Below are 22,971 nucleotides of genomic sequence, written 5' to 3'. Positions count from 1 at the left end.
GTGCGCTCTGGCTCTCCGGGCTAGTCTAGAGCGTTGTGACAGATTCGGATCAAGGCTTGCATCTTCCAGGTACGAGTGCCGCCGAACAGCTCCCTCCCGCGTATCCCGAGCGCGCCGCGCACGGTACCGCAGGCACTCTGCGCGCGTGGCAGGAGGAAGCAATTCGGCGGTACCTCGAGGCTTCGCCACGCGATTTTCTTGCTTCGGCGACCCCCGGCGCAGGTAAAACCACGTTCGCGCTCAGGCTCGCGGCAATCTTGCGCTCCAACCACACGGTGACCCAAATCATCGTGGTGGCCCCCACCGAGCACCTCAAGAACCAGTGGGCCGATGCCGCGGCGCGCGCAGGTATTCGGTTGAACCCCGACTATTCGAACGCCGATGGGCTCGGCTACGGCCGTCACTATCACGGCGTGGTCGTGACGTATGCGCAGGTCGCGATGAAGCCGGTGCAGCACCGGTTGCTCACCGAGAATGCCGACACGCTCGTCATCATGGACGAGGTGCACCACGGCGGCGACGCGCTCAGCTGGGGTGACGCAATTCGCGAGGCGTACGGGTCGGCCAGGCGCAGGCTATCGCTTACCGGTACCCCGTTTCGCTCAGACGAAGCGCCCATTCCGTTCGTGCAGTACGCGCCGCAGGGCGACGGCTCGCGTGTCTCGCTGACCGACTACGACTATGGCTATGGCAGGGCGCTGGCCGACGGCATCGTGCGCCCCGTGATCTTTATGGTCTACGCCGGCAAGATGCGGTGGCAAACGTCAACCGGCGAAGAAATGGAAGCGGCCCTCGGCGAGGGCAACACGAAAGACGTCACGAGTCAGGCCTGGCGCACCGCGCTCGACCCCTCGGGTGACTGGATCGCGAAGGTGCTCAGCGCCGCCGACCGCAGGCTCACCGAGGTGCGACAGCAGATTCCTGACGCCGGCGGGCTCGTGATCGCCACCGATCACGCCTCGGCGAAGGCCTACGCCTACCAACTGCGCGAGATTACCGGCGAACCAGTGGCGCTGATTCTGTCTGACGACACCGGGGCGTCTGAACGTATCGACGACTTCTCGCAGGACACCTCGCGCTGGATGGTCGCCGTGCGCATGGTGTCTGAGGGCGTTGACGTGCCGAGGCTCGCCGTGGGCGTGTATGCGACCAGCTCATCGACGCCGCTGTTCTTTGCACAGGCCATCGGCCGGTTCGTGCGGTCGCGGCGACGCGGCGAGGTGGCATCGGTGTTCATTCCGAACGTGCCCGCCCTGATGCAGCTCGCACAAGAGCTGGAAAAAGAGCGCAACCACGTGCTCGAAGGCCCCAAGAGCGCTGAAGACATGTGGGACGCCGAGGCCGCCATGATGAATGAGGCCGAACGCGAAGACAAAGCCTCATCTGAACTGCTGGATCAAGAGTTCACGTATCAAGCGCTCGGCTCAGACGCGCACTTCGACCGGGCCGTATTCGACGGCGTGGAGTTCGGCGGGTACGCCGAGGTGGAAACCGAGGAAGAACTCGATTTTCTCGGGTTTCCGGGGCTGCTTGAACCCCAAGAGGTGAAAGCGCTGTTGCAGGCCAGGCAGTCGCGGCAGGCCAAGCGCAGTGCCGCGAAGCAGGGCATCCTTGAGCACGCGCCAGACAAGGCCGAAGCGCCCGAGGCGCTGCACCGCACCCTGGGGGAGCAGCGCAAGCTTCTCTCGCAGCTCGTGGGCATGTACTCACGCGTCTCGGGGGAGCCCCACAAAGACGTACACACCGAGTTGCGTCGCGTCTGTGGCGGGCCCGCCGTGGCGCAGGCCTCGGTGACCCAGCTGCAGAAGCGCATTGAGCTGCTGCGCCGCCGCCTGCGCCCGTAGCGACCGGGCCCGGCGGGGTGCGCTGACTGCCCGACGGGGTGTGCTGTCTGCCCGCCACCCCTGCAGCGCTGGCGCTAGGGTGAAATGATGGCGAAGAAAGCATCAAAGACGGCCAAGGCTGGCGCATCAACACCCGCGACCGTTGAACTGACCCGCGCAGGCATTGCGTTTACCGCACGCAGCTACGCACACGATCCTGACGAAACCGATTTTGGTGGGGAAGCCGCCCGCGAGCTCGGTATTGATGCCGCCCGCGTATTCAAGACGCTGCTGGTGGACGTCGACGGTGCGCTTGCGGTCGCTGTCGTGCCTGTAAGCGGCAAACTCGACTTGAAAGCTATCGCTGCTGCCCGGGCCGGCAAAAAGGCCGTGATGGCCGATCCTGCGCTCGCTGAGCGCAAAACGGGGTACGTGCGGGGCGGCATCAGTCCGCTGGGGCAGAAGACTCGACTCCCAACAGTGATCGATGAGTCTGCGCGCGCGCATGCCACCGTGCTCGTCTCAGGTGGCAAACGAGGCTTTGACATCGAAATTACGCCAGCAGACCTCGCAAAAGCGTGCGGGGCCACCTGGGCCGAAATTGGGCGCGAATAGGCGGGGGAATCCAAAAACCGCGGAATTATGCGCGACACACGCGAGAGTATGGGCCGATTCGAGCACAGCTTTTGTTCCGTGCTAAATTATTACTTGTTCGGCCGGCAACGGAAACGGACAGGCAAGATTCGCGCGGGTGGCGGAATGGCAGACGCGCTAGCTTGAGGTGCTAGTGTCCGAAAGGACGTGGGGGTTCAAGTCCCCCTCCGCGCACGGATCGAAAATCCCCCGGATGAGAGAAATCTCATCCGGGGGATTTTTTACTTATGCCAAGGGTGTGCGTTCGCGCAGTAACTCCGGCCGCTGGGCGGTAATTCCGATCGTTGGGCAGCAACTCCGGTGCTTTCACGTGCTTCGGAGAAATATGAGCTCCCTGATCCGGAATTAATGAAAGCTCCGGTTTTGGTGCGGTGAGAAGGCCAGGTCACACGCAGTACGCAAATCAAGATGTGAGTCTCTCGGCGCATGATGACGGTGGCGTCTTCTACGATGAGGGAGACATGAACGCATCCCAGCCTCGCCCCGAAGCCTCGCCCGCGGGCCCAGCAGCACAGCCGCAGGCTGGCGCGGGGTGGCGGGCGCAACTCGAACGGCTCGTGACGCAGCAGCCCGAAGACCGCTCGCAGCAAGAAGCCCTGAACCCCGAGGCGGGGCCAACGGCCCAGCTGGCATTGCAGTTTGAACGACGCGAGCTGATTCCGCGCACGGCAGATCGCTGGAACGGACCCACTTCGCGATCGGTGAAGCCCGGGCAAGAAGCGGGCAGTGATGTCTACCGTCTCGCCACGCGGCCCGCGCTGCGCACAGCGCGTGGGTGGGCGCGCGGCAATCTGACCTGGTCAAACATTGGGCACCAGGGGAGTCGGCTCAACCTCGACGACGCGCAGCAGCGATGGTTTCGGCAGATCTTTGCGCTGCACCGTGCCGCCACGGTCATCACTGTCGGCCAAGACGCCAATTGGATGTTTCTCGACGACTTTGTGAGCCCTGCCCTCTGGGCGCTGCTGCACCAAGCTGATGAGCTGGGGATCGCGCTCGTCGCTGCGGGGCCGCACACGCCCGTGCAGCTGCATGCGAGTGCCGAGCTGACCCTCGACGCAGCCACTGGCCCTGAGGGGGCGCTCACACTGCAGCCCCGGCTGAGTCTCGACGGCGAACCCGCGACGCTACGGGGAAGCGGCGCGATTGCCGACCACGGCCTGTACACCGCAAGCTCAGAGGCCGCTCGCGAGATTCATCTCGCTCCGGTGGCCGGGGGATTGAGCGCGGCCGAAATCTCGCTGCTCACCGCAGGGACAGCAAAGCGAGAAGCGCTGGAGTTTGTGGTGCCCGCTGCCGAGCGCGAGGCCTTTCTCGCTGACGGGCTCCCAGCGCTGCGGCAGCGTTTTCAGATCGGCAGCGCAGACAGCTCGGCGGCGTTACCGGCCCCGCTGCCCCGCACCGCGCGCCTCACCGCAGCGTGGCGCAACGGTCACCGCTTGACCCTGAGCTGGAGCCTCACCGGCGATGCCGGGGCGCCCGCCCCACAGCTGGCAAGGCTGTTACCGAGCGAACTCATTGACGCCGAGCTCATTCCGGCGGAGTGGGCCGCCGAAGCACCTAACTCCCCAGAGCTCCCCGGCCCCGTCGAACTGCGCGGTGCCGACGCCGCTGAGTTTTTGCACCGGGCCGTGCCCGCGCTCGAACACATCGAAGGCATCGAGGTGCGCGTCACGGGCAACGCCCCGGCATACCGCAGCGAAACGGCAACTCCCAAGCTCACCGTCACCACGGTGCCCAGCGAGAAAGAGGACTGGTTCGACCTCGGCGTGCTCATCACGGTCGACGGCAAAACGGTTCCCTTTGCGCTGCTGTTTCGCGCACTGGCGAAGGGCGCGAAGAAGCTGCTGCTCATCGATCACTCGTACCTGTACCTCAACCATCCCGCGTTCGCACCGCTGGCCGAGCTCATCGCCGAGGGGCAAGATCTTGACGAGTGGGACGCCGGAATCAGGCTCAGTCGACACCAGGCGGCCTTTCTGGCCGGCTTCGAAGACGTTGCCGAGGAGTCTGCCGCAGCCACGCAGTGGCGCGCGCTCGTACGCGGTCTACATAACGAGTATCCCGAGCCTGTCGAGGTGCCCGGCGGCATCAAGGCTGAGCTGCGCCCGTATCAACGCGCAGGCTTCCACTGGCTCGCGTTCCTCTGGCGCAACCGGCTCGGAGGCATTCTGGCCGACGACATGGGGCTCGGTAAAACGCTGCAGTGCCTCACCCTGATCACCTGGGCAAAGGAGGGGGCGCACCGCCCCGACTCCGCAAGTACTATTGCCCCCGAGCGCCGCCCGTTTCTCGTGGTTGCCCCCACCTCGGTGATGAGCAACTGGGCGGCCGAAGCTGAACGGTTCGCGCCCGGCTTGCGGGTGCGGGTGCGCACGGCCACCGAGGCGACCTCGGGTCGCTCCGTGCGGGCAGACGCGGCCGAAGCTGACCTGATCGTCACGAGCTATGCGCTTTTCAGGCTCGATTACGAGAAGTACCGCGCGGCTGCTGAAGATCCGGATCAGGGGATCGCCGGCCTCATTCTCGATGAGGCCCAGTTTGTGAAGAACGGGCATGCGGTCGGCAACGAACTCGCCGAGCAGTTGCCGGTGGCGTGGAAGCTCGCGGTCACGGGCACCCCGATGGAGAACTCGCTGCGTGAGCTGCACTCGATCGCCAAGATCGTGGCACCGGGCCTGTTTCCTTCGGCCCGGAAGTTTGAGGAAGTGTATGTGCGCGCGATCGAGCGGCCGGTGGCCGGGGTATCGGTCGGCCGTGGCGCGGGGAGTGGGCCCGCGGCGCAGGGCGAGTTGCGGGCCACACGCATTGCTGAGCTGCGGCGTAAGCTTCAGCCGTTCATGCTGCGTCGCAGTAAAGACCTCGTGGCCACCGAGCTGCCCGAGAAGCAGGAACAGGTGCTTGAGATCGAGCTCGACCCGGCGCACCGGCAGCTCTATGATGCATTTTTGCAGCGCGAGCGGCAGAAACTGTACGGTCTGATCGCAGATCTCGACCGCCACAGGTTTACGGTCTTTCGCTCGCTTACCCTGCTGCGCATGCTCGCACTCGACGCCTCGCTCATCGACGACCAGTACGCCGAGCTGCCCTCGGCGAAGCTCGAGGCGCTCGCCGAGCACGCGGTCGAGCTTGCGCAAGAGGGGCGGCGCACGCTCGTCTTTAGCCAGTTCACGTCTTTCCTTGACCGGGCACGCACGCGCTTGGAACGTGCCGGTGTGCGCACGGTGACGCTCGACGGCAGCACCCGCGGCCGCGACGCGGTGATTGAGCAGTTTCGAGCGGGAGAAGCTGACGTGTTTCTCATCAGCCTGAAGGCCGGGGGAGTCGGGCTGAACCTCACCGAGGCCGACACGGTATTCCTGCTTGATCCGTGGTGGAACCCAGCGAGTGAGGCCCAAGCGATTGACCGGACCCACCGCATCGGGCAGCAAAAACCGGTGCACGTGCTCAGAATGATTGCGTTGGGCACGATCGAGGAGAAAGTGCTCGAACTCCAGCGTCGCAAACGCGCTCTGTTCGATGCCGTGGTCGACGACGAAGAACTCTTCGCGCAGGGACTGACGGCGGCTGACGTGCGTGAACTGCTGGGTTGATGCGGGGTTGAAACACGGTGGAGTTCCGGTTCTCGAACTAATCTTTGGCGTTGCTGACCGCCCGGATTCGTCAGCCACTGACAAGGTCATGATCGCTGGGCGTCTCGTAGAATTTCACCTATGCAGCTTGCAACTTCTTCTCTGATCGATCCGGCAGTCTTGCCTCTCATTGCAGAGTCTCGCGAGTTCTATGCGCACCGGCGTCCTGGCCGGGGCCCCAGCAGTCTCGGCGAGCTCATTCTGATCCGTGAAGCGACCCCTACACCCGTCGAATGCACGCCGACTCCGTCGGTAGAGACAGTGAACGCTGATGGCCGTAGCGTACGTGTGCGAATCCACACGCCAATGGGGCGACCCGCCACGGGCGTGATCTTGGAGATACACACGGGCGGCTTTTATCTTGGGTCCGCGGCGGGCAGCGACGTTCGGAATCGTCGCCTTGTGGACGCGCTGGGTGTCGCTGTCGTGAGCGTGGACTATCGGCTCGCGCCAGAAGATCCGTGGCCAGCGGCCCCTGACGATTGCGAGACGGCCGCACTATGGCTCGCGGAGCACGCCGAAGCACGGTTCGGCACGTCTCGGCTATTGATAACTGGATTCTCGGCGGGATCCACCCTGGCGGCAGCAACTCTGATTCGGCTCCGAGATCGTGGGAATCATGCATTTTGCGGTGCGGTTTTGCAATGCGGGACGTACGACCTCTCGGCACAGACACCAGCAGGACGCCTCATTGAGGATGAGTACTTCCTCGGCGCATATGCAGGAAGCGCACCGGATCGCACGAATCCGGACATCTCGCCCGTCTTTGCCGAGTTAAAGCACCTCCCGCCGACTCTGATTGTGATCGGCGAGGATGACATCCTCTTCGGGGACAACCTCGCAATGAGCGTAAGACTGCTCGCGGCCGGCGTCGAGGTGGATCTGAATGTTTACCCAGCGTCACCTCATGCGTTCACCGGTCATGCAACCTCCATGGCGCAAGCGGCGCTGAACGACATTGACAAGTGGCTTCGGGACAGGCTTGCGATGACTGGCTGACTGCAGGTCCCAGTCAGAGGTTGGTATCTGCGGCGACGTGGTCGAATTTGGGGTCAACGTCTAGCGGCGTTCCGATTCGGCGTGACCCGGGTCGGATCGACGACATCATGAAAGACGGGCACCCCATCTGCACACGCGGACAGTCTCGGAGGAGAGGTCCGCGACGATTCACGCGCGCAGTATGGCGTGCAAGTGCAGGAGATCTTCGGCGTACAGGTCGAAAGTGTCGTCAGCCGCGGGTGGATCGCCGTCTGGCCGCGGCACATACGCAGTGCGCAGCCCTGCTTTCGCTGCGGCGCGCAGATCCCAAGCGTGCGCCGCGACCAGATATGGCGGTGGCGCGCCTGCGGGCGAGACCGACAGCGCGAGCCGATAGATCGCGGGGTCGGGCTTATAAGTATCGGCGTCCTCTGCCGAAAACACCTGGTGCCAACGCATCCCGGAGCTTTCGCTCAGCCTGGTAAGTACTCGACGGCTGGCGTTGGACAGGCCGGCCACAGTCGCGTCGGCGGCGAGCCGCGTCAGGCCTTCGACCGTGTCTGGCCACGGCTCCAAGCGTTGCGCGGCAGTGGTCAGCGGTTGGACCGCCTCAGCGGGCAACATACCGTTCGCCACCAAATTCTCCAGCGCCTGCGCATCCAGGACGTGGCTGGGGACGAAAGCCGTGTCGCCGGCGATGATTTCGCGTTCTCGCTTGGCGACGTACGTGAGCCACGCGCGCACGACTCGAGCTGAGGCGGCCTCGTCCCAGCCGGTGACGGCGCTTGTCTGCCGTCGCAGGCTGCCGGCCTGATCCACGAGAGTCCCCAAGACGTCAAATACGATCGAGGGTCTGTCAGAATCCAGGGTGATCATATCCAGATTGAACGTGGACAGCTTCTAGTTTGTTCCGGTCAGCACTGATGGTCTCTTGACGATGAGTGATTGTGTATGGCACTTCAACCTGCCGAGCAGGGGAACAGTCGTTGTCGCCGTCGCGGGTCACATGAAATGCGTTGCGGCCTGAGGTTGGTATGTGTGGGCACGCGGTGGAGTTTCGGTTTAACGTTTAATCGCGTTTCGCTTCAGCATCTGGTTCGAGTGCCCGGACCTGCCCGTGGGAGATCCGGGCACTCGATTTATGTGCGGCCAGCAAACGAATCACCGCGGCCTGGGGTTAGCGAAATGCTCGGCTGATCGCGCTGCCGGTCTGGAATAGGGTGATCCACACCAGGAACTTCTGGATTGGACGCAGCGGCCAAGCGACAAGTCCTCGCCACCCTTGGCGTCGCGACCAGGACCTACTGATCCGTACCTGTGTGCCACCGACCGCGTTCACCAAGGCGAATTCAGTCAGAACCGAATTGCCTTGTGCGACGTCGGGATATCCGAAGCTCCATGCGATCCTGTCCGGTTGGTGAATTGCGATGAGCTCAACACTGCGTCGACGAAACTGAGGCTTGATTTTCACAGGCTTGCCGTCTGGATACGTTGCGGGTGCAAAGCCCTCCCAGGTTGTACCTGGCGTTACTTCTTGACTGGTTTGATCGAGGACGCCGATGCTCGGTTCCCACTCGGGGATGCGTGCGGGATCTGTGAGGAATACCCACACCTCGTCCAGCGATGCGGATACGAAAGTCTCAGTCGCTCCCGTGAGCCGCCCCTTCGCTGTCGCTGCGGCCGGCATGGACTTCATCGAGGGCGAGTCGACCCGATCGAGGCATTCGATGAGCACATCGGAAGTCGTGCCGAGGCGGCCGAGGATATCTGTGATCAGACCGCTAGGTTCTGCGACGAGTTCCCGGAGAACGCTGGCAGCGTCGCCTGGCTTGCCTTTGCTGCTGGACTTCGCGATGAGGTTCCGAGCACGAAGAGTCCACTCATACCCATCTGTCTCCTGGAACACGATGCGCCCGGCCTCGGGGAATGACGCCTCGATGCCGAGTGAGGTCAGCTGTGCATTGCGTTGTTCCTCGACGGCGAGACGGGCGCTATCAATGTCGATACCCAGCTCGCGCAGTGCGTGGCCGGCGGACTGGTCGTTGATGACCAATGCGAGGAACAGGTGGTCGATATCGGCTTCGCGGAGCCCGAGCCGGGATGCTTCCTCCATGGCGGCCAGGGAAAGCGATTGGCTGGTTTGAGCGGCGCGGACGAGTTTGTTCATTTGTTCCTCCTGGGCGTCGAGATCGCGGGGTCAATTCTTTTGGAGTGCTTTTTGTGGGCGGCTTGTCGCGTCACTCCGAGCGCATCGGCGATCTCCTGCCAACTCATGCCCGAACGCAACCCAGCCTCGACCTGCTGAAGCTCCAAAGTGTCGGCGAGAACGCGCAACGACGCTACGGCCCGCAGTCCTGCTTTCGGGTCGCTGGTATTGGCTGCTACTGCTGCGATCCGCGACGACTCCATGCAGTCAACCTACGTTGCTAAGTAAGGGGCTGTCAACCTGGGTTGCTTTCTCGTTCGATGAGCTCGACAATTGCAAGGCCAAAGTAGGGTCGACATTTCGGGGGATTCACCGGGTTCTCGGGGGTGGGTACGTGCGGTGACGTCGTGGAATTTCGGTTTAATGTCTCGCCTCTGCGGCTGTAACAAGTCTGGTCGACGGCCTTCCGCACGGACCGCACCAGCTCGGCCAGTAGCGCATCTGCTATCCGGTTCGTGGGCACAATCCGTGCTAGCAGAAGTGACGAGACCTAGCCCTCGCAGCTCACTTGCCTTCTGTACGCAGCTCGCTCCTGTGAGCCACTTATACCAGTGTGATAGGTAGCGTAAGGGAGTGTCCTTGGGTCGTTCTTTTCGTGTCCTGTGGGACGCGAACGCTACGTTGAAACTGGCTGACAGTTGGAGCACGGGCAGCCCTACGGAGACTGATGCTCCATAGTGTAGGTAGCGTAGCCGTTGGATCAGGCCGGTATCGTTTAGGAAGATAGTAATTTTATCGAGCGATCCGCGCATGCTTACCGGAGGGTTGTATCTAACATGATCCTGATCGAAGACTGGCGTCCGCCGATTGTCGAGATGGTGATGACGAAACAGAACCTGGCCGCGTGGGATCCGAACGAATTATTCCCCAACCACCTGCCCGAGGTGGCGGCGACCGAGGAGCTGATCCACCAGGTGGAACAAGCGCTGACGGTGCGCCTTGATAAAGAGCATCGCGGCTTTCTTGGTTTCGCTGACGGCTGGAATTGTTTCCATCAGGAAGTGACTTTGCTCGGTACCACCGGATTAGTCGCAGGAGACCTCCGCGACACAGCATTCGAGGCATTCGAATACGCGCCAGAATTCTTGGAAGAACTCGGGAGATCAACCGAGGAACTTCTGCCGATCGCTGCCAGTAACGAGCAGGGTGACGTGTTCGTGATGTTGATCGAGGACGGCGTCGTCGCACCCAAGGTGTTCTGGATTGCTGAGGGTGAGCTCATCGATACTTTCGATAGCTTCGGCCAATACTTCGTCAGTATGATCGAATACACGAAGCGCCGGATTGCCAAAATGCAGGTGGAAGTGAGAGCTGCTGAATGAGGTTGCGGTGATCGCGCCGAAGCTGTTCGTGTGAGCGATTTCGTTGCTGAGTCAGGTGTTCTGAGGCGCTTCGAGGAGGGCGCCCGACGAATCGATCTTCAGCGTGATCAACGCCAGAAACCTCGCGCCGATCGATTCGCGCCTGAAGCGGGGGTTCGTCGAGGTGGGGATGCGGGGGTGGTACATGATACTCGGCTTGACAGCGCAGCAGGTAGCCGAGCGCGCCGGCATCACGCGCGACACTCTGCGCAAAATCGAGACCGGGGATCCGGGCGTAAGCTTCCGCAACGTCACTCAGGTGCTTCGGGCGCTCGGCGTGCTCGACCAAACCGTCGAAGCAATCGACCTGCTCGGCAGCGACATCGTCAGGTTGTGTGCCGGAAGCCTCACGAAGAAGCGCGCGCGATGACTACCTTCGAGGTCGCTTCGCCGATGAAGTGACCTCTGCTCGTCTAGTCGGTCAGACACACTTCCCCACACAGGCTCGTGTGATCGCAAGGCTGGAAGTGATCGGGTACTGCCGCATGACAAGCTGCTAGTACTCCCTTAACTAGATTTATAGGTGATCTTTTCGCCAGCAGACTTGATGACGGCCTCCGGCGCTAGGCTGCTGGCATGACTCGAACGACTGTCTCCGACCCGCGTGCCCCTGAGCCTGTTGGGCCGTACTCGCATGCGGCACTCGGTGGTGGCGGAATGCTGTTCCTCTCAGGGCAGACACCGATCGACCCGGCAACCGGGAAGCTGATTGACGGTGATGTAGCGGCTCAAACTCACCAAGTGTTCGCAAATCTTGAATCCGTTCTCACCGCCGCTGGCCGAACACTCGATGATGTGATCAAGGTGAATGTTTATCTGGTTGATATGGATGACTTCGCGGCGATGAACAGTGTCTACGGGACGATCTTCAACACCCCCTATCCGGCCCGAACGACAGTCGCAGTGGTGGGTCTGCCGCTCGGTGCACGCGTGGAGATCGAGCTCGTCGCATCAAGCGGGCGCTAGGTCGCTCTGCAGCGCACGCTAGTGATCACATACTGGAGGCATGATCAGTATGACCGAACTCTGATCAGTGCTCCCGCAGCCCCAGCATCGCCATTTCTCAGTCCAACTTCCGGGGAGTAGTTCAGATGAGGTGCAGGAGATTTCGTTTCGACCCACTGTTACTCAGAGTGGTTTCTGACACGGCGGTTTTTGTTTTTCCTTGAATGCAGTCTCATCTTATTAAAGGTTACGCGCCTAAGCTTGGGTATGATTGTTTCATGTCACAGGTTAACTCCGCTCAGCCCCCAGCCTGGCCGGCGATCACCACCGAGCCGCATCCATGGGCGCGAGACCCCACGGTAGTCACCTCGCGGCGTCAGTCACTGCGTGCGCGCGGGGACTACCAGGCGGCCGTCCTGCCGCTGATCGCAGACCTAGACGTGCACCTGGACGCTGAAACACTGGCGGCTGCTGACGATGCCAGCGCGGAACTGGCGCGTTTCGATTCCGAGGTGGGTTCCATCACGGCACCGTTCGCTTCGGTGTTACTTCGTACCGAGTCAGCCTCCAGCTCCGAGGTGGAGAAACTGACCTCGAGCGCCAAGCAGGTCGCCCTGGCTGAACTGGACGCTGCCAAGTCTGGCAACGCTCGTCTGGTTGTTGGGAACGTGCGTGCGATGCAAGCCGCGCTGGAACTGAGCGAGAGCATCAACGAAGATGCGATCATCGCGATGCAGCGCGCGCTGCTGTATGAAAGCGCGCCGGAGTACACGGGCAAGTTCCGAGAGGAACCAGTATGGATCGGTGGCGGAAGCATCTCACCTCACGCGGCTTCGTTTGTACCGCCCCATAACGATCGCGTTCCTAGCCTGATGGCCGACCTCGTGCAGTTCTGCGCCCGCACTGATCTGCCCGTGCTCGCTCACGCGGCTCTGGCGCATGCCCAGTTTGAGACGATCCACCCGTTCTCTGACGGCAATGGTCGCACAGGTCGTGCGCTGTTGCACAGTATGCTCCGTCACGGCCGCCTGACCAGGAACGTCACCGTACCTGTATCGGCAGGACTCCTCAGCGATACCGACGGTTACTTCCGTGCGCTCACGAGCTACCGAAATGGCGACCCGAGCCCGATCATCTTAGCTTTCGCAGATGCCGTGTTTGCGGGCATCAACAACGGTCGCACCCTTGTCGAGGAGCTCCAGGCGATCGCCGCTGGTTGGGCTAACACGGCTCCCGCTCGACGTGGTTCCGCAGGTGTCGCCATTCGCGAGCTGCTCCTACGTCAGCCGGTCATCACGGCCCAGATTGTGGCTGACGAACTTGGTGTCTCGTTCGTCTCTGCAACGGCCACGATCGAGCGACTGGTGGCGGCTGGCGCCCTCGTCCAGACGAACGACTACAAGCGCAACCGCATTTGGCACACACCTGAAGTGCTGGCAGCACTCGATAGGTTCGGTGCGCGCGCACGTCGACAGCGACCCTGAGATCGCTCTCGCCCCCATTGCCGCGGATCCGCCAGGACCTCATTCGAGATTTACTACAAAGCCACCGCTGTCGAGATATGACAGGTATTGAGGTGGCAGCCGGTGCCGCGGCAATGGGTGTGGCGAAGGATGTCACAAAAGGTGCATTCCAGTCAGCACGCGAGCAGAAACATGATGAGTAGAAAGCACTACTTGAAGCGGCAAAGGAGACTGCCGAATTCAAGTACGCGGCGCGGATCAAGGTCAACAAGATGGCGGTGAACGCGACATCAATGGTAGCGGGGACGAGGGAGTGCTTCTGGGCCTCCATGATCTAAAGTTTGACATATCTATTCGCTCAAGAGAAGATATGTACATGCTCACTACCACGCTAGATGCCTCCCAGATTCTGGGGGTCACTCAACGGCAAGTGCAGCTCGCTGTCCAAAATGGTTTGCTTACTGCCGTCCGGCTCGGGCGCACACTTGGCGTGTATGAGCACCAGGTGTTCGCTCTTGAACGCATGGACGTCTCCGGGCGTCGGTGGGACGACAGCACGTGGACTGCTGCTCTCGACTTGCTATCTACTGGCAAGACTAAAGACCTGGGGGGAAGCCAGCGGAGTCGTCTAAAAAAGCGGCTCCGGGAGATGGGTGAAGCTGAGCTTATCGGCCGTGTGCTTGCAGGTCGAGTGACCCTGTACCGTGCGACTAATGAGCAGTTACACTCGCTCGGCTCGGTCATCAATCACGAGACAGACCTGGTCGGGTACGGCACTGCTGTGATTGCGGACCCCAGCCCTGCTTCGCAGGCCAGGTCTCTTGGGTTGGTGAACGACCCTGAAGGCAACGTTGTGGCGGTGAACGCGTCGCGCGCGCACCACGGAGTAGTTGAGGCCCTCGCCTACATCGCTTATGGGTCAACTCGCGAGGAGAGCGCCGGCCGTGAATGGCTAGAGAAGCACCTCTCAAAAACAGTGGGGCGTTAAAGGGCCATCGACCTGAGCTCATCCTGGATGAACCATTCGATGGTGCCTGGGAGGAGCCGCCTTGGCCGCTGGCCACCGAGGTATCCAGCATTCTGCCACGGCATTCCTGGTCTCTGGTAGTTGGGCTTATGTTCCGCGCGCACGCTCACCTCGCCGGGGTGGGGGTCATTCGAGCGACCTCAGACGTGGACGCATTACTTCACCTCGAGACACGCGCCATTACGTTCCCTGAGGCAAGTGCCGCACTGTACGCCAGCGGGTTTGAGCTCGCTGACAGTGGAAGGTTTGCGTACCGTTTTATGCGAGGGGATGACAAAGTTGATGTGATGGTTGCAGATCGTCACGCTGCGCGGCATGCTCCCACATTCCGCAGGTCGCCGTTATTTCCTGTCCCGGCCGGGACCCGCGCTCTTTCTCAAACTTCGAACGTCATCATGCAGCGAGAAGGCGTGGAAATTGCGTCTTTCTCGTTACCCTCTTTGCAGGGTGCTCTCGCGCTTAAAGGTGCCGCGTTTCTAGTGGACCAGCGGGACCATATGCGCCATGTAGAGGACGGAATTGTTCTGCTTTCCTGCATTCAGGAAGTGAGTGAGATTCGGGAGGGGCTTGCGAAAAGAAGTCGCAAGCGCATCCGCAGTTTACTCAAGGAAACCTCGGAGAACCGCCGTGTCTGGCGTACCTTGCCGAGTGACGTTCAACTGCGTGCTCGTGAAGTGTTGGGGGACATGAGCCGCGCCTTCGACGTCACCGGTACTGACAACTCTTGGACCCAAGCTGCACAGCAGGATTTATCGCTACGGTCACCGAAGCTCCCTGTCTCAGGCCAGTCCCGCCGCGGCGATCGGGGGCTCGGTAATACCGCAGGCGGCGGGAACAAAGGGTCCTTCGCGCCGCATCTCCGAACAGAGGCCGATGGGTCTGCGTTGGGTTCGTCTCCGCATCGCGACTAATTGGTTCGCTCAGGTACTCATAGCGGTGAGCCGACCACCAGCGCACGCCAGCGATTACACCTTGGAGGCCCGCGCAACTTGACCGCACCCTGATCAGTGTTCTTGCAGCCCCAGCATCGCCGCTGCGACCCGGGCCACATCGGTTTCAGAAATCACCGTCGACGAACCTTCAAGCACTAAAAGTCGCGCGTCGGGGATCTCGCGCGCAAGAGCTTCACCGTTACCCACGGGAAAGAACGGGTCGCGGCGGCCGTGTGCCACCAGCGTCGGCAGGGCAATCTCACCCAGCCGCTCGCGCCACCGGGGCTTGCAATCGAGGCGCGCGAAGACCGTGCCGAGCTGATTGGCCGGGTGCGCACCGGCTATTCCCGCTGGCGTGCGGTCCCAAATACGCCCGGCAATCTCACGGGCGGGATCCGGATCATTCCCCAGAATCGTGGCACCCTGCGCCGCGTACTCGACAACCGAGGCCCGATCCTCCCAATCAGGCCCGGGCCGCGAAAATAACTGGCTCATCGTGGCCTGGTCGTGATCGGGGAGGTCTGGATCAGTCGGGCCCGGAGCGACCGGCCGGGTGCCGATGAGCGTGAGGGCTGAAAACGACGCCGGGTGGTCGAGCGCGGCAACCTGTGCCACGAACCCGCCCACCCCAATCCCCGCGAGATGAGCTGGACGGTCGCTCAGGTTGCCCGCGAGAGCAACCGCATCGGCGGCGAGATCGCGCAGGGTGTACTGGGGCGACTCTGCATCCCCGGTCGTTGAGGCGCCGGCGTCTCGCAGGTCATACCGCACCACGTACCGGCCGCCCCGGGCGAGCTTCTCGCAGAGGGCATCGGGCCACGAGAACATCGTGGTGCCGCCCACGCACAGAATCAGCGGTGCGGTGGCATTGCCGAACGACTCGATACCGAGCCGCACCCCGTTGACGTCACGCGTGGAAACGGCGGTTGGCAACTTTGGCAGCTGCGTTGATCGGTCGTCCATGGGGTGCTCCGATGAGTGCTGATGAAACGGCGGGCGTACTGTGTTCCATCGTGACGGCACGCAGCTGCGCGGTCAAGGGCTTTCATGTCAGCTGGCAACCGCGAGAGTTGGGAGTATATTTACCTGCAACGGGCGGGGGAGCACCGGCCCCACGTCAAAGGAGATCCCGTGACTGAAGCTCTCGAGAACATGCTGCAGGTCATCACCGAGAACATGGATAGAGCCAAGCTTGACTGGCAGTCAATGAGCATGGTGGTTGGCATCAACGGCGACTTTCTGGGGAGAACCTACGGCTACCTCTACACAGGGGACAGCCCGTTGGCCCTCACCACGGTGAGCCCGTTTGTGATCGCCGAGGCGACGCTTGCGTATCTCGCGACTAAATACGAGGAGCCCGCCGTGTACCCGGTGTACATGCTGGTGCAGCCCGAGCGCGCAACGGGAAAGTTTCAGGTCACATTCGAAGACACCGATTCCAAACGGTGGGCAGTGACGCCCGAGAACCATGAGGAGGTTCGAGAGCGGGTGCGGCCGCGCTTTGAGTAGCGGCAGCTTCCTTTGAGCCGTTTTGCTCATAGATTGATTTCACTGGTTAAAACATCAATACTTTAAGCCTTAATAGGGTTTAACTGAAAGGTATTGATGATGGGGCGAGAGAAAGTTGGAGTACTCGGGGTGGCCCGGGATGCTCTTGAAGTGCTGGGTGGGCAGATCAGGATTGCTCGGATTGAGCGAGGCTGGACGCAAAAGCACCTTGGCAGTGTGTGTGGTGCATCAGAGCGCACTATCTCCATGATCGAGAGGGGACACCCTTCCGTAGCTATAGGCAACGTTCTAAACGCTGCGGTGTCAGTCGGGGTGCCCTTATTTCAGCTGGATGATCCAGAAGAACTTGCCCGTATTCGTCATCGTGGCGAGGAACGAATCGCCTTGATTCCGAAGCGTGTTGCAGCACAGCAGGAGGTGCCGCTTGAGCTCCGCGACTTCTGACCCTTTGGTTCGATGACACCGTGACTAGAGGCTTACCTCGCGCCTAGGTGAATCACGGCACAGTGACCCGGCGCTGCACCGCACGCATTTCACCGAGTTTGACGGTGACCACGCCGGCGAGAATCAGCGCGGCCCCCAACCACTGGGTGCCGGTGGGCACGATGGCGAGCAGCACGATGGTCCACACAATGCCAAACATGGGCTCTGAGTAGCCGGTGAAGCTTGCGACCGTCGCGCCCAGCCGGCGTGACGCTGAGACACCCAGCACGTAGGCGATCACCGTTGAGATCAGCGCCATCGCCGCAACCACCAGCGCGGGCGACAGCTCGACGCCCGCCACCACCGGGGCAACGTTCGTGATGGTAAAGGGAAGAATGCCCACCGCGCACACGATGCCAAGGCCAATGGCGGCAACCAACAGCCCGAGCCCCACGAAGGGGAGCGGCGCAATACCGTGGTTGGAAGACGCGCCGGCCGCATAATAAGCGGCGTTACCGACCGCGGCGACGAGCGCAAAGATGATGCCGAGCGGGTGCAGCGCACCGCCCGAGGCCAAGCCCGAGAGCGTGACGAGCCCCACCACTGCGATCGCGGCCCCCACGAGGGTGAGCGGCGGGGGCGAGACACGGCTGCGCGCCCAGATCCACAGCATCAGCAGTACCGGGCCCATGAACTCAATGAGCAGCGCGAGGCTCGGGGCAATGAACTCGACCGCCAGAAAGTAGGCGAGCTGGCAGGCAACAATCGCGAGCAAACCGAACAACAAAATAGGTTTCCACGCGCGCAGCACCTGATGCCACTGGCCACGCAGCGCGAGCAGGGTGGGCACCAGCAGCACCGCGGCGGCGACCGAGATGCGGGCGGTAGCCGCCGCTCCCGCAGACCACCCCGCCGTCATCAGCGAGCTCGCGAAGATTCCCGACAGCGCAAAGCTTGCCGCCGATCCCACGGCAAGCAAGAACCCGGTTACCGCGGTACGTTTCGCCGCACTTGTCATCGTTATCGTTCGCCTTTCGCGCGCGAGCCCCGATGCCCGCCACCGAAGCGAGCGTATCGTGCAATCTCGCGTAGCAATGCTCAACCCGCAGCCCCCAACCCCACCGAGCCCGATACGCTGGGGGTATGAGCGAAAACACCACCGCCCAGGAGCTTTCAGAGACCGCACGCATTGCGCGCGATTTGATCCGGATCGACACGTCGAACCGCGGCGGGGGAGATGCCAACCCCGAGCGCCCGGCCGCCGACTACGTTGCGGCCTATCTCACCGAGCTCGGGCTGGCCCCCGAGATCTTCGAGTCGGCGCCGGGCCGAGCGAGCGTCGTAGCGCGCGTGGAGGGCGAAGACCTAACGCTTCCCGCCCTCGTGCTGCACGGCCATCTCGACGTGGTGCCCGCAGACCCCGCGGGCTGGAGCGTTGATCCGTTCGCCGGCGTCATTAAGGACGGCATGCTGTGGGGCCGTGGCGCCGTAGACATGAAGGACATGGACGCCATGATCCTTACCGCGATCGCCGAGATTTTGCGCGCGGGCGGCAAGCCCCGCCGCACGGTGATCCTCGCGTTCTTTGCTGATGAGGAGAACGGCGGCGAGTACGGCGCCAGCTTCCTCGTCAACGAGCACCCTGAACTCTTCGCCGGCGCCGGCACTGCCATCAGTGAGGTCGGCGGCTACTCGATCGACGTTGAAGGTCAGCGCGCCTACCTGATTCAGACGGGTGAGAAGTCGCTCGATTGGATCAGGCTGCGTGCCCGCGGCACCGCCGCACACGGCTCGCGCGTGTGGAAAGACAACGCGGTGACGCGCCTCGCCGAGGCGATTGCGGCGCTCGGCCGTCACGAGTGGCCGCTCGCCCTGTGCGACACCACCAGCGAGCTGATCGACGCGCTCTCTGAGATTTTGGGGGAGGACCCGCAGACGGTCGACCCCGAAACGCTGGTGCTGCGCCTGGGCAAAACCGGCGGTTTCATTCAGGCCAGCCTGCGCAACACGAGCAACCCGACCGTGCTCAACGCTGGCTACAAGCACAACGTCATTCCCGACACGGCCGAGGCGCTCGTTGACGTGCGCGCCCTGCCCAGCGAACAGGCCGACATTCTCGACCGGGTGCAGCGCATCGTGGGCGACGACATTGAGATCGAAAAGGTGCACTCAGACATTGGGCTCGAGGTTCCTTTCGAGGGCGAGCTCGTTGACGCGATGACCGCTAGCCTGAAGCGTCACGACCCCGAGGCACGCGTGCTGCCCTACCTGCTGTCTGGCGGCACCGACAATAAGTCGCTCGCGCGCCTGGGCATCACCGGCTATGGCTTCGCCCCGCTCAGGCTGCCGGCAGATCTCGACTTCCCCGGCATGTTCCACGGCGTCGATGAGCGGGTGCCGCTTGACGCGCTCGACTTCGGTCACCGTGTGCTCGTCGATCTGCTGCGCACCTACTAGACACCGAGATCCCCACGGGACATGATCCGGGGCACAGGCCAAGGCGCAAGCCAAGGCGCGTGCCAGCGCAGGGGCCGGGGCGCGCCTGCGCTCGCACACCCTCAGCCTGTGTGGCCGGGGCGTGGGCTATTCTTGAGCGCGGTGCGCCGGAGTAGGCAATTGAGGTGCGCCCTGAAAGGAAATGATGGGAATCTTCGAGGCGATCCTCCTGGGCATTATTCAGGGGCTCACCGAGTTCTTGCCGATCTCGTCGAGCGCGCACCTGCGCATCGCGAGTGAGCTGATGGGAATTGGCGACGCAGGGGCCGCGTTTACCGCGATCACGCAACTGGGCACTGAAGCCGCGGTGATTGTGTTCTTCTGGCGCGACATCACGCGCATCATTGGCCGCTGGTTCAGGTCGCTCACCGGATCGGTGCCGCGCAAGGATCCAGACGCGATGATGGGCTGGTGGATCATTCTGGGCACCATTCCCATTGTGGTGCTGGGCCTCGTGTTCCAAGACCAGATCGAGACGACGCTGCGCTCGCTGTGGATCGTGGCATTCACGCTCATCGGCTTCGGTATTCTGCTCGGCATCGCCGATAAGTTTGGCCGCAAGCAGCGCGACATTAAAGACCTCACCTGGAAGCGTGGCCTGATCTACGGCGGCGCCCAGGCCCTCGCCCTGATCCCCGGGGTATCTCGTTCTGGCGGAACGATCACCGCCGGTTTGATGATGGGGTACACCCGCGAAGCGGCCGCACGTTACTCATTCTTGCTGGCTATTCCCGCCGTCTTTGGCTCGGGTTTCTATCAGCTCTTCAAAGCCATTAAGTCACCCACTGATACCACCCCCATGGGGCTCACGATGCTCGCGACCGTTGTCGCCTTCGTGATCGCCCTCGTGGTCATCGGGCTGTTCATGAAGTACATCTCGAAGCGCAGCTTCATGCCCTTCGTGGTCTACCGAGTGCTGCTCGGCATCGTCATTATTGTGCTGCTGTCGACCGGTGTGCTCACCGCCGACGGTGGTACCGCTATCGCTCAAACCGCTGGAGGCGCACAGTGAGAACCTGGACCCCACCCGAGATCCCCGCGGTGCCCGGCGAGGGCATCGTGCCCAAGCTGTTCAACACGGCCACGGGTCGCCTCGAGCACCCGGCCATCGCCGATGGCAAGGCGCTGCTGTACGTCTGCGGCATCACCCCGTATGACGCGACCCACCTCGGGCACGCGTTCACCTACCTCGCGTTCGACATCATGCAGCGTGCCTGGCGCGACGCCGGCATCGAGACGGTGTATGCCCAAAACATCACCGACATCGATGACCCGCTGCTCGAGCGCGCCGAGGCCACGGGCGTGGACTGGCGCAGCCTCGCCGAAGACCAGATCGGGCTCTTTCGCTCCGACATGTACCGCATGGGCATGATTCCGCCCGAGCACTACATCGCGGTCACCGAGCACATCGACGAGATCGCGCAGGCGGTGCTTGAGCTGCGTGAGCGCGGCTTCGCATACGCCGTGCCCACGGCCGACGCTGAGGGCGAAGACATCTACTTCGACTCGGCCGCGGCAGAGCGCGACTCGCAGTGGCGGCTGGGCGACGTCGCCCCCTATGACCAGGCCACCATGCTGCAGCTGAGCGCTGAGCGCGGCGGCGACCCCGAGCGGCCAGGTAAGCGCGGCGCGCTCGATCCGCTGCTGTGGCGCGCGGCCCGCGACGGCGAACCGAGCTGGGAGAGCCCGGTGGGCCAGGGGCGCCCCGGCTGGCACATCGAGTGCTCAGTCATCGCGACGGGTGCCCTCGGCGGTGCCTTCACGGTGCAGGGCGGCGGCAGCGACCTGATCTTCCCGCACCACGAGTACACGGCCGCGCACGCGACCGCGCTGTCGGGCACCCCGCTCGCGCATGCCTACTGCCACGCCGGCCTGGTGGGTTACCAGGGCCACAAGATGTCAAAGTCGCGCGGCAACCTCGTGTTTGTCTCGAAGCTGCTCGACGGCGGGGCCTGCCCCTCGGCGATCAGGCTCGGGCTGCTCGCGCACCACTACCGCTCTGAGTGGGAGTGGAACGACGCCGATCTCGACACCGCCACCCGCCGCCTCGACGCGTGGAAGGCGGGCCTCGCGCGTCACAGCGATGATGCGGTGTCGTCGGCCACGGTCGTGCAGCAGCTGCGGGCCGCGCTCGCGAACGATCTTGACACGCCGGTGATGCTCGCGACCCTCGACGCTGCGCTCGATCGCGGCGTCGATGACCCCGCGCTGATCGATGCCGCGGTGCAGGCACTGCTGGGCGTCGAGCTGAACCCCAAGGCCTAGCGACGGCCCGGGGCCGATCGCGCCCCAAACCCAGCGAGCCCGGTACCCCAGTGGGGTGCCGGGCTCGCTGGCATTGGGGGCGGTGGGCTACATCTGATCCGGATCCCGGGGCAGCTCAGGATCTTGAGCTTCGGGCCCGCGGGGGAACCGGGGAGCCGATGACTGATCCGGGTCCTCGATGGCCCCACCCAACAGTTTCTCGAACTCCAGTGCGATCGCATCGCCCGTCGTGCCCGCCGCGAGTGCCTCGTCGCGTGCGCGTTCGAGCGTGCGAATGTACTGCGACATCTCCTCATCGCCCTCAGCGATGCGGTTAATGTGGCGCTCCCACTCGTTGGACTGATCGAGCAGCTCGCCGCGGGGAATCACGACATCGAGCAGCTCTTCGAGCTTGTCCAGCAGCGCGAGCGTGGCCTTGGGCGACGGCGCCGAGTGTACGTAGTGGGGCACCTGAGCCCACAGCGACAGCGTGGGAATATCGGCGTCGCAGAGGGCGAGCTCAATGATCGAGGCAATGCCGACCGGGCCCTCATACGTGCTGATCACCGCGCCGGCGGTGGCCCGCAGCGTTTCGTTTTCAGACGAAATGGTGGTCGCGATCTGGCGCGAGTGCGGGGCCTCGGCGTACATCGAACCGATGAGAATCACCGTGTCAAACGCCCACGTCTCGGCGAGGTCGACGATCTCGTCGGCGAAATCTTGCCAGTTGTAGGCGGGTTCGTACCCGGCCAACAGGTACAGCTCGGTGACGAGGGAGCCGTCGATGCGGGTGACCCGCTCGGGCAGCTCGGGGGCGTCCTTCTCGTCAGTATCTGCGGTGTCAGCTAGGGCAGCGGCGTCTGCGGCCTGAGCCGGCTCAGCCGCGGGCACCGATACCGGCCCGGGCCCGGGTACGGGGCCGGGCGTGTGCGGTGCAGCGGGAGCCGCAGCCGGCATCGCGATGAGCCCCGGGCGCACCACGGGGCCGTAGAGCCGAGTCTCTGGCCACTCGAGCGAGCGCTTGCCCAGCGCATCGCGCGTGAGCTTGGGGCGATGCGCCTGGAAGTCGATGTAGCCAGAGGCGCCGATGCTGTGCAGCGGCTCGGCCTCGAGCCGCAACGACAGGTGCTGCAGTGTGTCAGTGGCGGCCTCGCCCGCGTCACCCCAGCCCTGAAAAGCGGCCAACAGCACGCGCGGGGTGGGGCGGGGGGATTCTGACACCAGGGACTCCTCATAGCAGTTAGGACGGCCGCATCTTGAAACCGCCGATGCCGCCAC

General features: G+C 63.0%; 21 protein-coding genes and 1 tRNA gene. 16 read left to right on the top strand and 6 right to left on the bottom strand.

The annotated features are described in order from the left end of the window. Positions 1 to 35 precede the first annotated feature (35 nt). The 5 genes from JOF28_RS03120 (at position 36) to JOF28_RS03100 (ending at position 7,108) form a co-directional block, all read left to right on the top strand. Positions 36 to 1,844, top strand: coding sequence for a DEAD/DEAH box helicase (locus JOF28_RS03120; RefSeq protein ID WP_209704422.1), 1,809 nt, complete (start codon positions 36 to 38; stop codon positions 1,842 to 1,844). A gap of 87 nt (positions 1,845 to 1,931) precedes the next feature. Then, on the top strand, positions 1,932 to 2,438 hold the full coding sequence (ybaK, locus tag JOF28_RS03115) for a Cys-tRNA(Pro) deacylase (protein ID WP_209704421.1): 507 nt from the start codon (positions 1,932 to 1,934) through the stop codon (positions 2,436 to 2,438). 130 nt (positions 2,439 to 2,568) lie between these two features. Then, positions 2,569 to 2,651, top strand: a tRNA-Leu gene (locus JOF28_RS03110). Positions 2,652 to 2,938: 287 nt separating this feature from the next. Then, positions 2,939 to 6,070 carry a DEAD/DEAH box helicase gene (locus tag JOF28_RS03105; RefSeq protein WP_209704420.1) on the top strand — a complete coding sequence of 1,044 codons (3,132 nt, stop codon included), beginning with the start codon at positions 2,939 to 2,941 and terminating at the stop codon, positions 6,068 to 6,070. 120 nt (positions 6,071 to 6,190) lie between these two features. Then, complete coding sequence (locus JOF28_RS03100; RefSeq protein ID WP_209704419.1) at positions 6,191 to 7,108, top strand: alpha/beta hydrolase; 918 nt, start codon at positions 6,191 to 6,193, stop codon at positions 7,106 to 7,108. A 168-nt stretch (positions 7,109 to 7,276) separates the two neighbouring features. Here the strand turns inward: JOF28_RS03100 and JOF28_RS03095 are convergent, their stop codons facing one another. The 3 genes from JOF28_RS03095 to JOF28_RS03085 form a co-directional block, all read right to left on the bottom strand. After that, positions 7,277 to 7,963 carry a haloacid dehalogenase type II gene (locus JOF28_RS03095; protein ID WP_209704418.1) on the bottom strand — a complete coding sequence of 229 codons (687 nt, stop codon included), beginning with the start codon at positions 7,961 to 7,963 and terminating at the stop codon, positions 7,277 to 7,279. Between the two features lie 301 nt (positions 7,964 to 8,264). Further along, entirely contained in the window at positions 8,265 to 9,254 is a 990-nt protein-coding gene (locus JOF28_RS03090) for an SRPBCC domain-containing protein (protein WP_209704417.1), read from the bottom strand. Next, positions 9,251 to 9,496 (bottom strand): helix-turn-helix domain-containing protein, encoded by a 246-nt coding sequence (locus tag JOF28_RS03085; protein WP_209704416.1) that lies wholly within the window; start codon positions 9,494 to 9,496, stop codon positions 9,251 to 9,253. The genes JOF28_RS03090 and JOF28_RS03085 overlap by 4 nt, the downstream gene beginning before the upstream one ends. 573 nt (positions 9,497 to 10,069) lie before the next feature. On the opposite strand from JOF28_RS03085, the gene JOF28_RS03080 reads away from it, so the two are divergent. The 6 genes from JOF28_RS03080 to JOF28_RS03055 all read left to right on the top strand — a co-directional run bounded on the left by JOF28_RS03080 (position 10,070) and on the right by JOF28_RS03055 (position 15,000). Beyond that, positions 10,070 to 10,615 carry an SMI1/KNR4 family protein gene (locus JOF28_RS03080; protein ID WP_209704415.1) on the top strand — a complete coding sequence of 182 codons (546 nt, stop codon included), beginning with the start codon at positions 10,070 to 10,072 and terminating at the stop codon, positions 10,613 to 10,615. A gap of 103 nt (positions 10,616 to 10,718) precedes the next feature. Beyond that, positions 10,719 to 11,024: a helix-turn-helix domain-containing protein gene (locus tag JOF28_RS03075; RefSeq protein ID WP_342452063.1), complete on the top strand. Its 306-nt coding sequence runs from the start codon at positions 10,719 to 10,721 to the stop codon at positions 11,022 to 11,024. 206 nt (positions 11,025 to 11,230) lie between these two features. After that, positions 11,231 to 11,620 (top strand): Rid family detoxifying hydrolase, encoded by a 390-nt coding sequence (locus tag JOF28_RS03070; protein WP_209704414.1) that lies wholly within the window; start codon positions 11,231 to 11,233, stop codon positions 11,618 to 11,620. A gap of 257 nt (positions 11,621 to 11,877) precedes the next feature. Next, positions 11,878 to 13,083, top strand: coding sequence for a Fic family protein (locus tag JOF28_RS03065; protein WP_209704413.1), 1,206 nt, complete (start codon positions 11,878 to 11,880; stop codon positions 13,081 to 13,083). 355 nt (positions 13,084 to 13,438) lie between these two features. Then, positions 13,439 to 14,050: a hypothetical protein gene (locus tag JOF28_RS03060; protein ID WP_209704412.1), complete on the top strand. Its 612-nt coding sequence runs from the start codon at positions 13,439 to 13,441 to the stop codon at positions 14,048 to 14,050. A 323-nt stretch (positions 14,051 to 14,373) separates the two neighbouring features. Next, complete coding sequence (locus JOF28_RS03055) at positions 14,374 to 15,000, top strand: hypothetical protein (RefSeq protein WP_209704411.1); 627 nt, start codon at positions 14,374 to 14,376, stop codon at positions 14,998 to 15,000. Positions 15,001 to 15,093: 93 nt separating this feature from the next. Here the strand turns inward: JOF28_RS03055 and JOF28_RS03050 are convergent, their stop codons facing one another. Beyond that, positions 15,094 to 15,984 carry an alpha/beta fold hydrolase gene (locus JOF28_RS03050; protein WP_209704410.1) on the bottom strand — a complete coding sequence of 297 codons (891 nt, stop codon included), beginning with the start codon at positions 15,982 to 15,984 and terminating at the stop codon, positions 15,094 to 15,096. A 168-nt stretch (positions 15,985 to 16,152) separates the two neighbouring features. On the opposite strand from JOF28_RS03050, the gene JOF28_RS03045 reads away from it, so the two are divergent. Together JOF28_RS03045 and JOF28_RS14880 are read left to right on the top strand one after the other, a co-directional pair. Then, complete coding sequence (locus JOF28_RS03045) at positions 16,153 to 16,530, top strand: hypothetical protein (RefSeq protein WP_209704409.1); 378 nt, start codon at positions 16,153 to 16,155, stop codon at positions 16,528 to 16,530. A 96-nt stretch (positions 16,531 to 16,626) separates the two neighbouring features. Beyond that, the gene (locus JOF28_RS14880) at positions 16,627 to 16,974 is read left to right on the top strand and encodes a helix-turn-helix transcriptional regulator (RefSeq protein WP_425342470.1); all 348 of its coding nucleotides are present in this window, start codon (positions 16,627 to 16,629) and stop codon (positions 16,972 to 16,974) included. A 52-nt stretch (positions 16,975 to 17,026) separates the two neighbouring features. Here JOF28_RS14880 and JOF28_RS03035 read toward each other — a convergent pair whose 3' ends face one another. After that, a complete protein-coding gene (locus tag JOF28_RS03035) occupies positions 17,027 to 17,971 on the bottom strand; it encodes an EamA family transporter (RefSeq protein ID WP_209704407.1) in 945 nt (314 codons plus the stop codon). 125 nt (positions 17,972 to 18,096) lie between these two features. Here JOF28_RS03035 and JOF28_RS03030 point away from each other — a divergent pair, with 125 nt between their 5' ends. The 3 genes from JOF28_RS03030 to mshC all read left to right on the top strand — a co-directional run bounded on the left by JOF28_RS03030 (position 18,097) and on the right by mshC (position 21,714). Continuing rightward, entirely contained in the window at positions 18,097 to 19,410 is a 1,314-nt protein-coding gene (locus JOF28_RS03030) for a M20/M25/M40 family metallo-hydrolase (protein ID WP_209704406.1), read from the top strand. 184 nt (positions 19,411 to 19,594) lie between these two features. Beyond that, positions 19,595 to 20,461 (top strand): undecaprenyl-diphosphate phosphatase, encoded by an 867-nt coding sequence (locus JOF28_RS03025; protein WP_209706732.1) that lies wholly within the window; start codon positions 19,595 to 19,597, stop codon positions 20,459 to 20,461. After that, positions 20,458 to 21,714: a cysteine--1-D-myo-inosityl 2-amino-2-deoxy-alpha-D-glucopyranoside ligase gene (gene mshC, locus JOF28_RS03020; RefSeq protein WP_209704405.1), complete on the top strand. Its 1,257-nt coding sequence runs from the start codon at positions 20,458 to 20,460 to the stop codon at positions 21,712 to 21,714. Before JOF28_RS03025 ends, mshC begins: the two co-directional genes overlap by 4 nt. 87 nt (positions 21,715 to 21,801) lie before the next feature. Here the strand turns inward: mshC and JOF28_RS03015 are convergent, their stop codons facing one another. After that, on the bottom strand, positions 21,802 to 22,914 hold the full coding sequence (locus JOF28_RS03015) for a PAC2 family protein (protein WP_209704404.1): 1,113 nt from the start codon (positions 22,912 to 22,914) through the stop codon (positions 21,802 to 21,804). Positions 22,915 to 22,971 lie beyond the last annotated feature (57 nt).

Origin of the sequence: Leucobacter exalbidus (assembly GCF_017834145.1) — a bacterium.
GTDB lineage: Bacteria > Actinomycetota > Actinomycetes > Actinomycetales > Microbacteriaceae > Leucobacter > Leucobacter exalbidus.
This window is presented reverse-complemented; position numbering and strand designations above follow the sequence as displayed.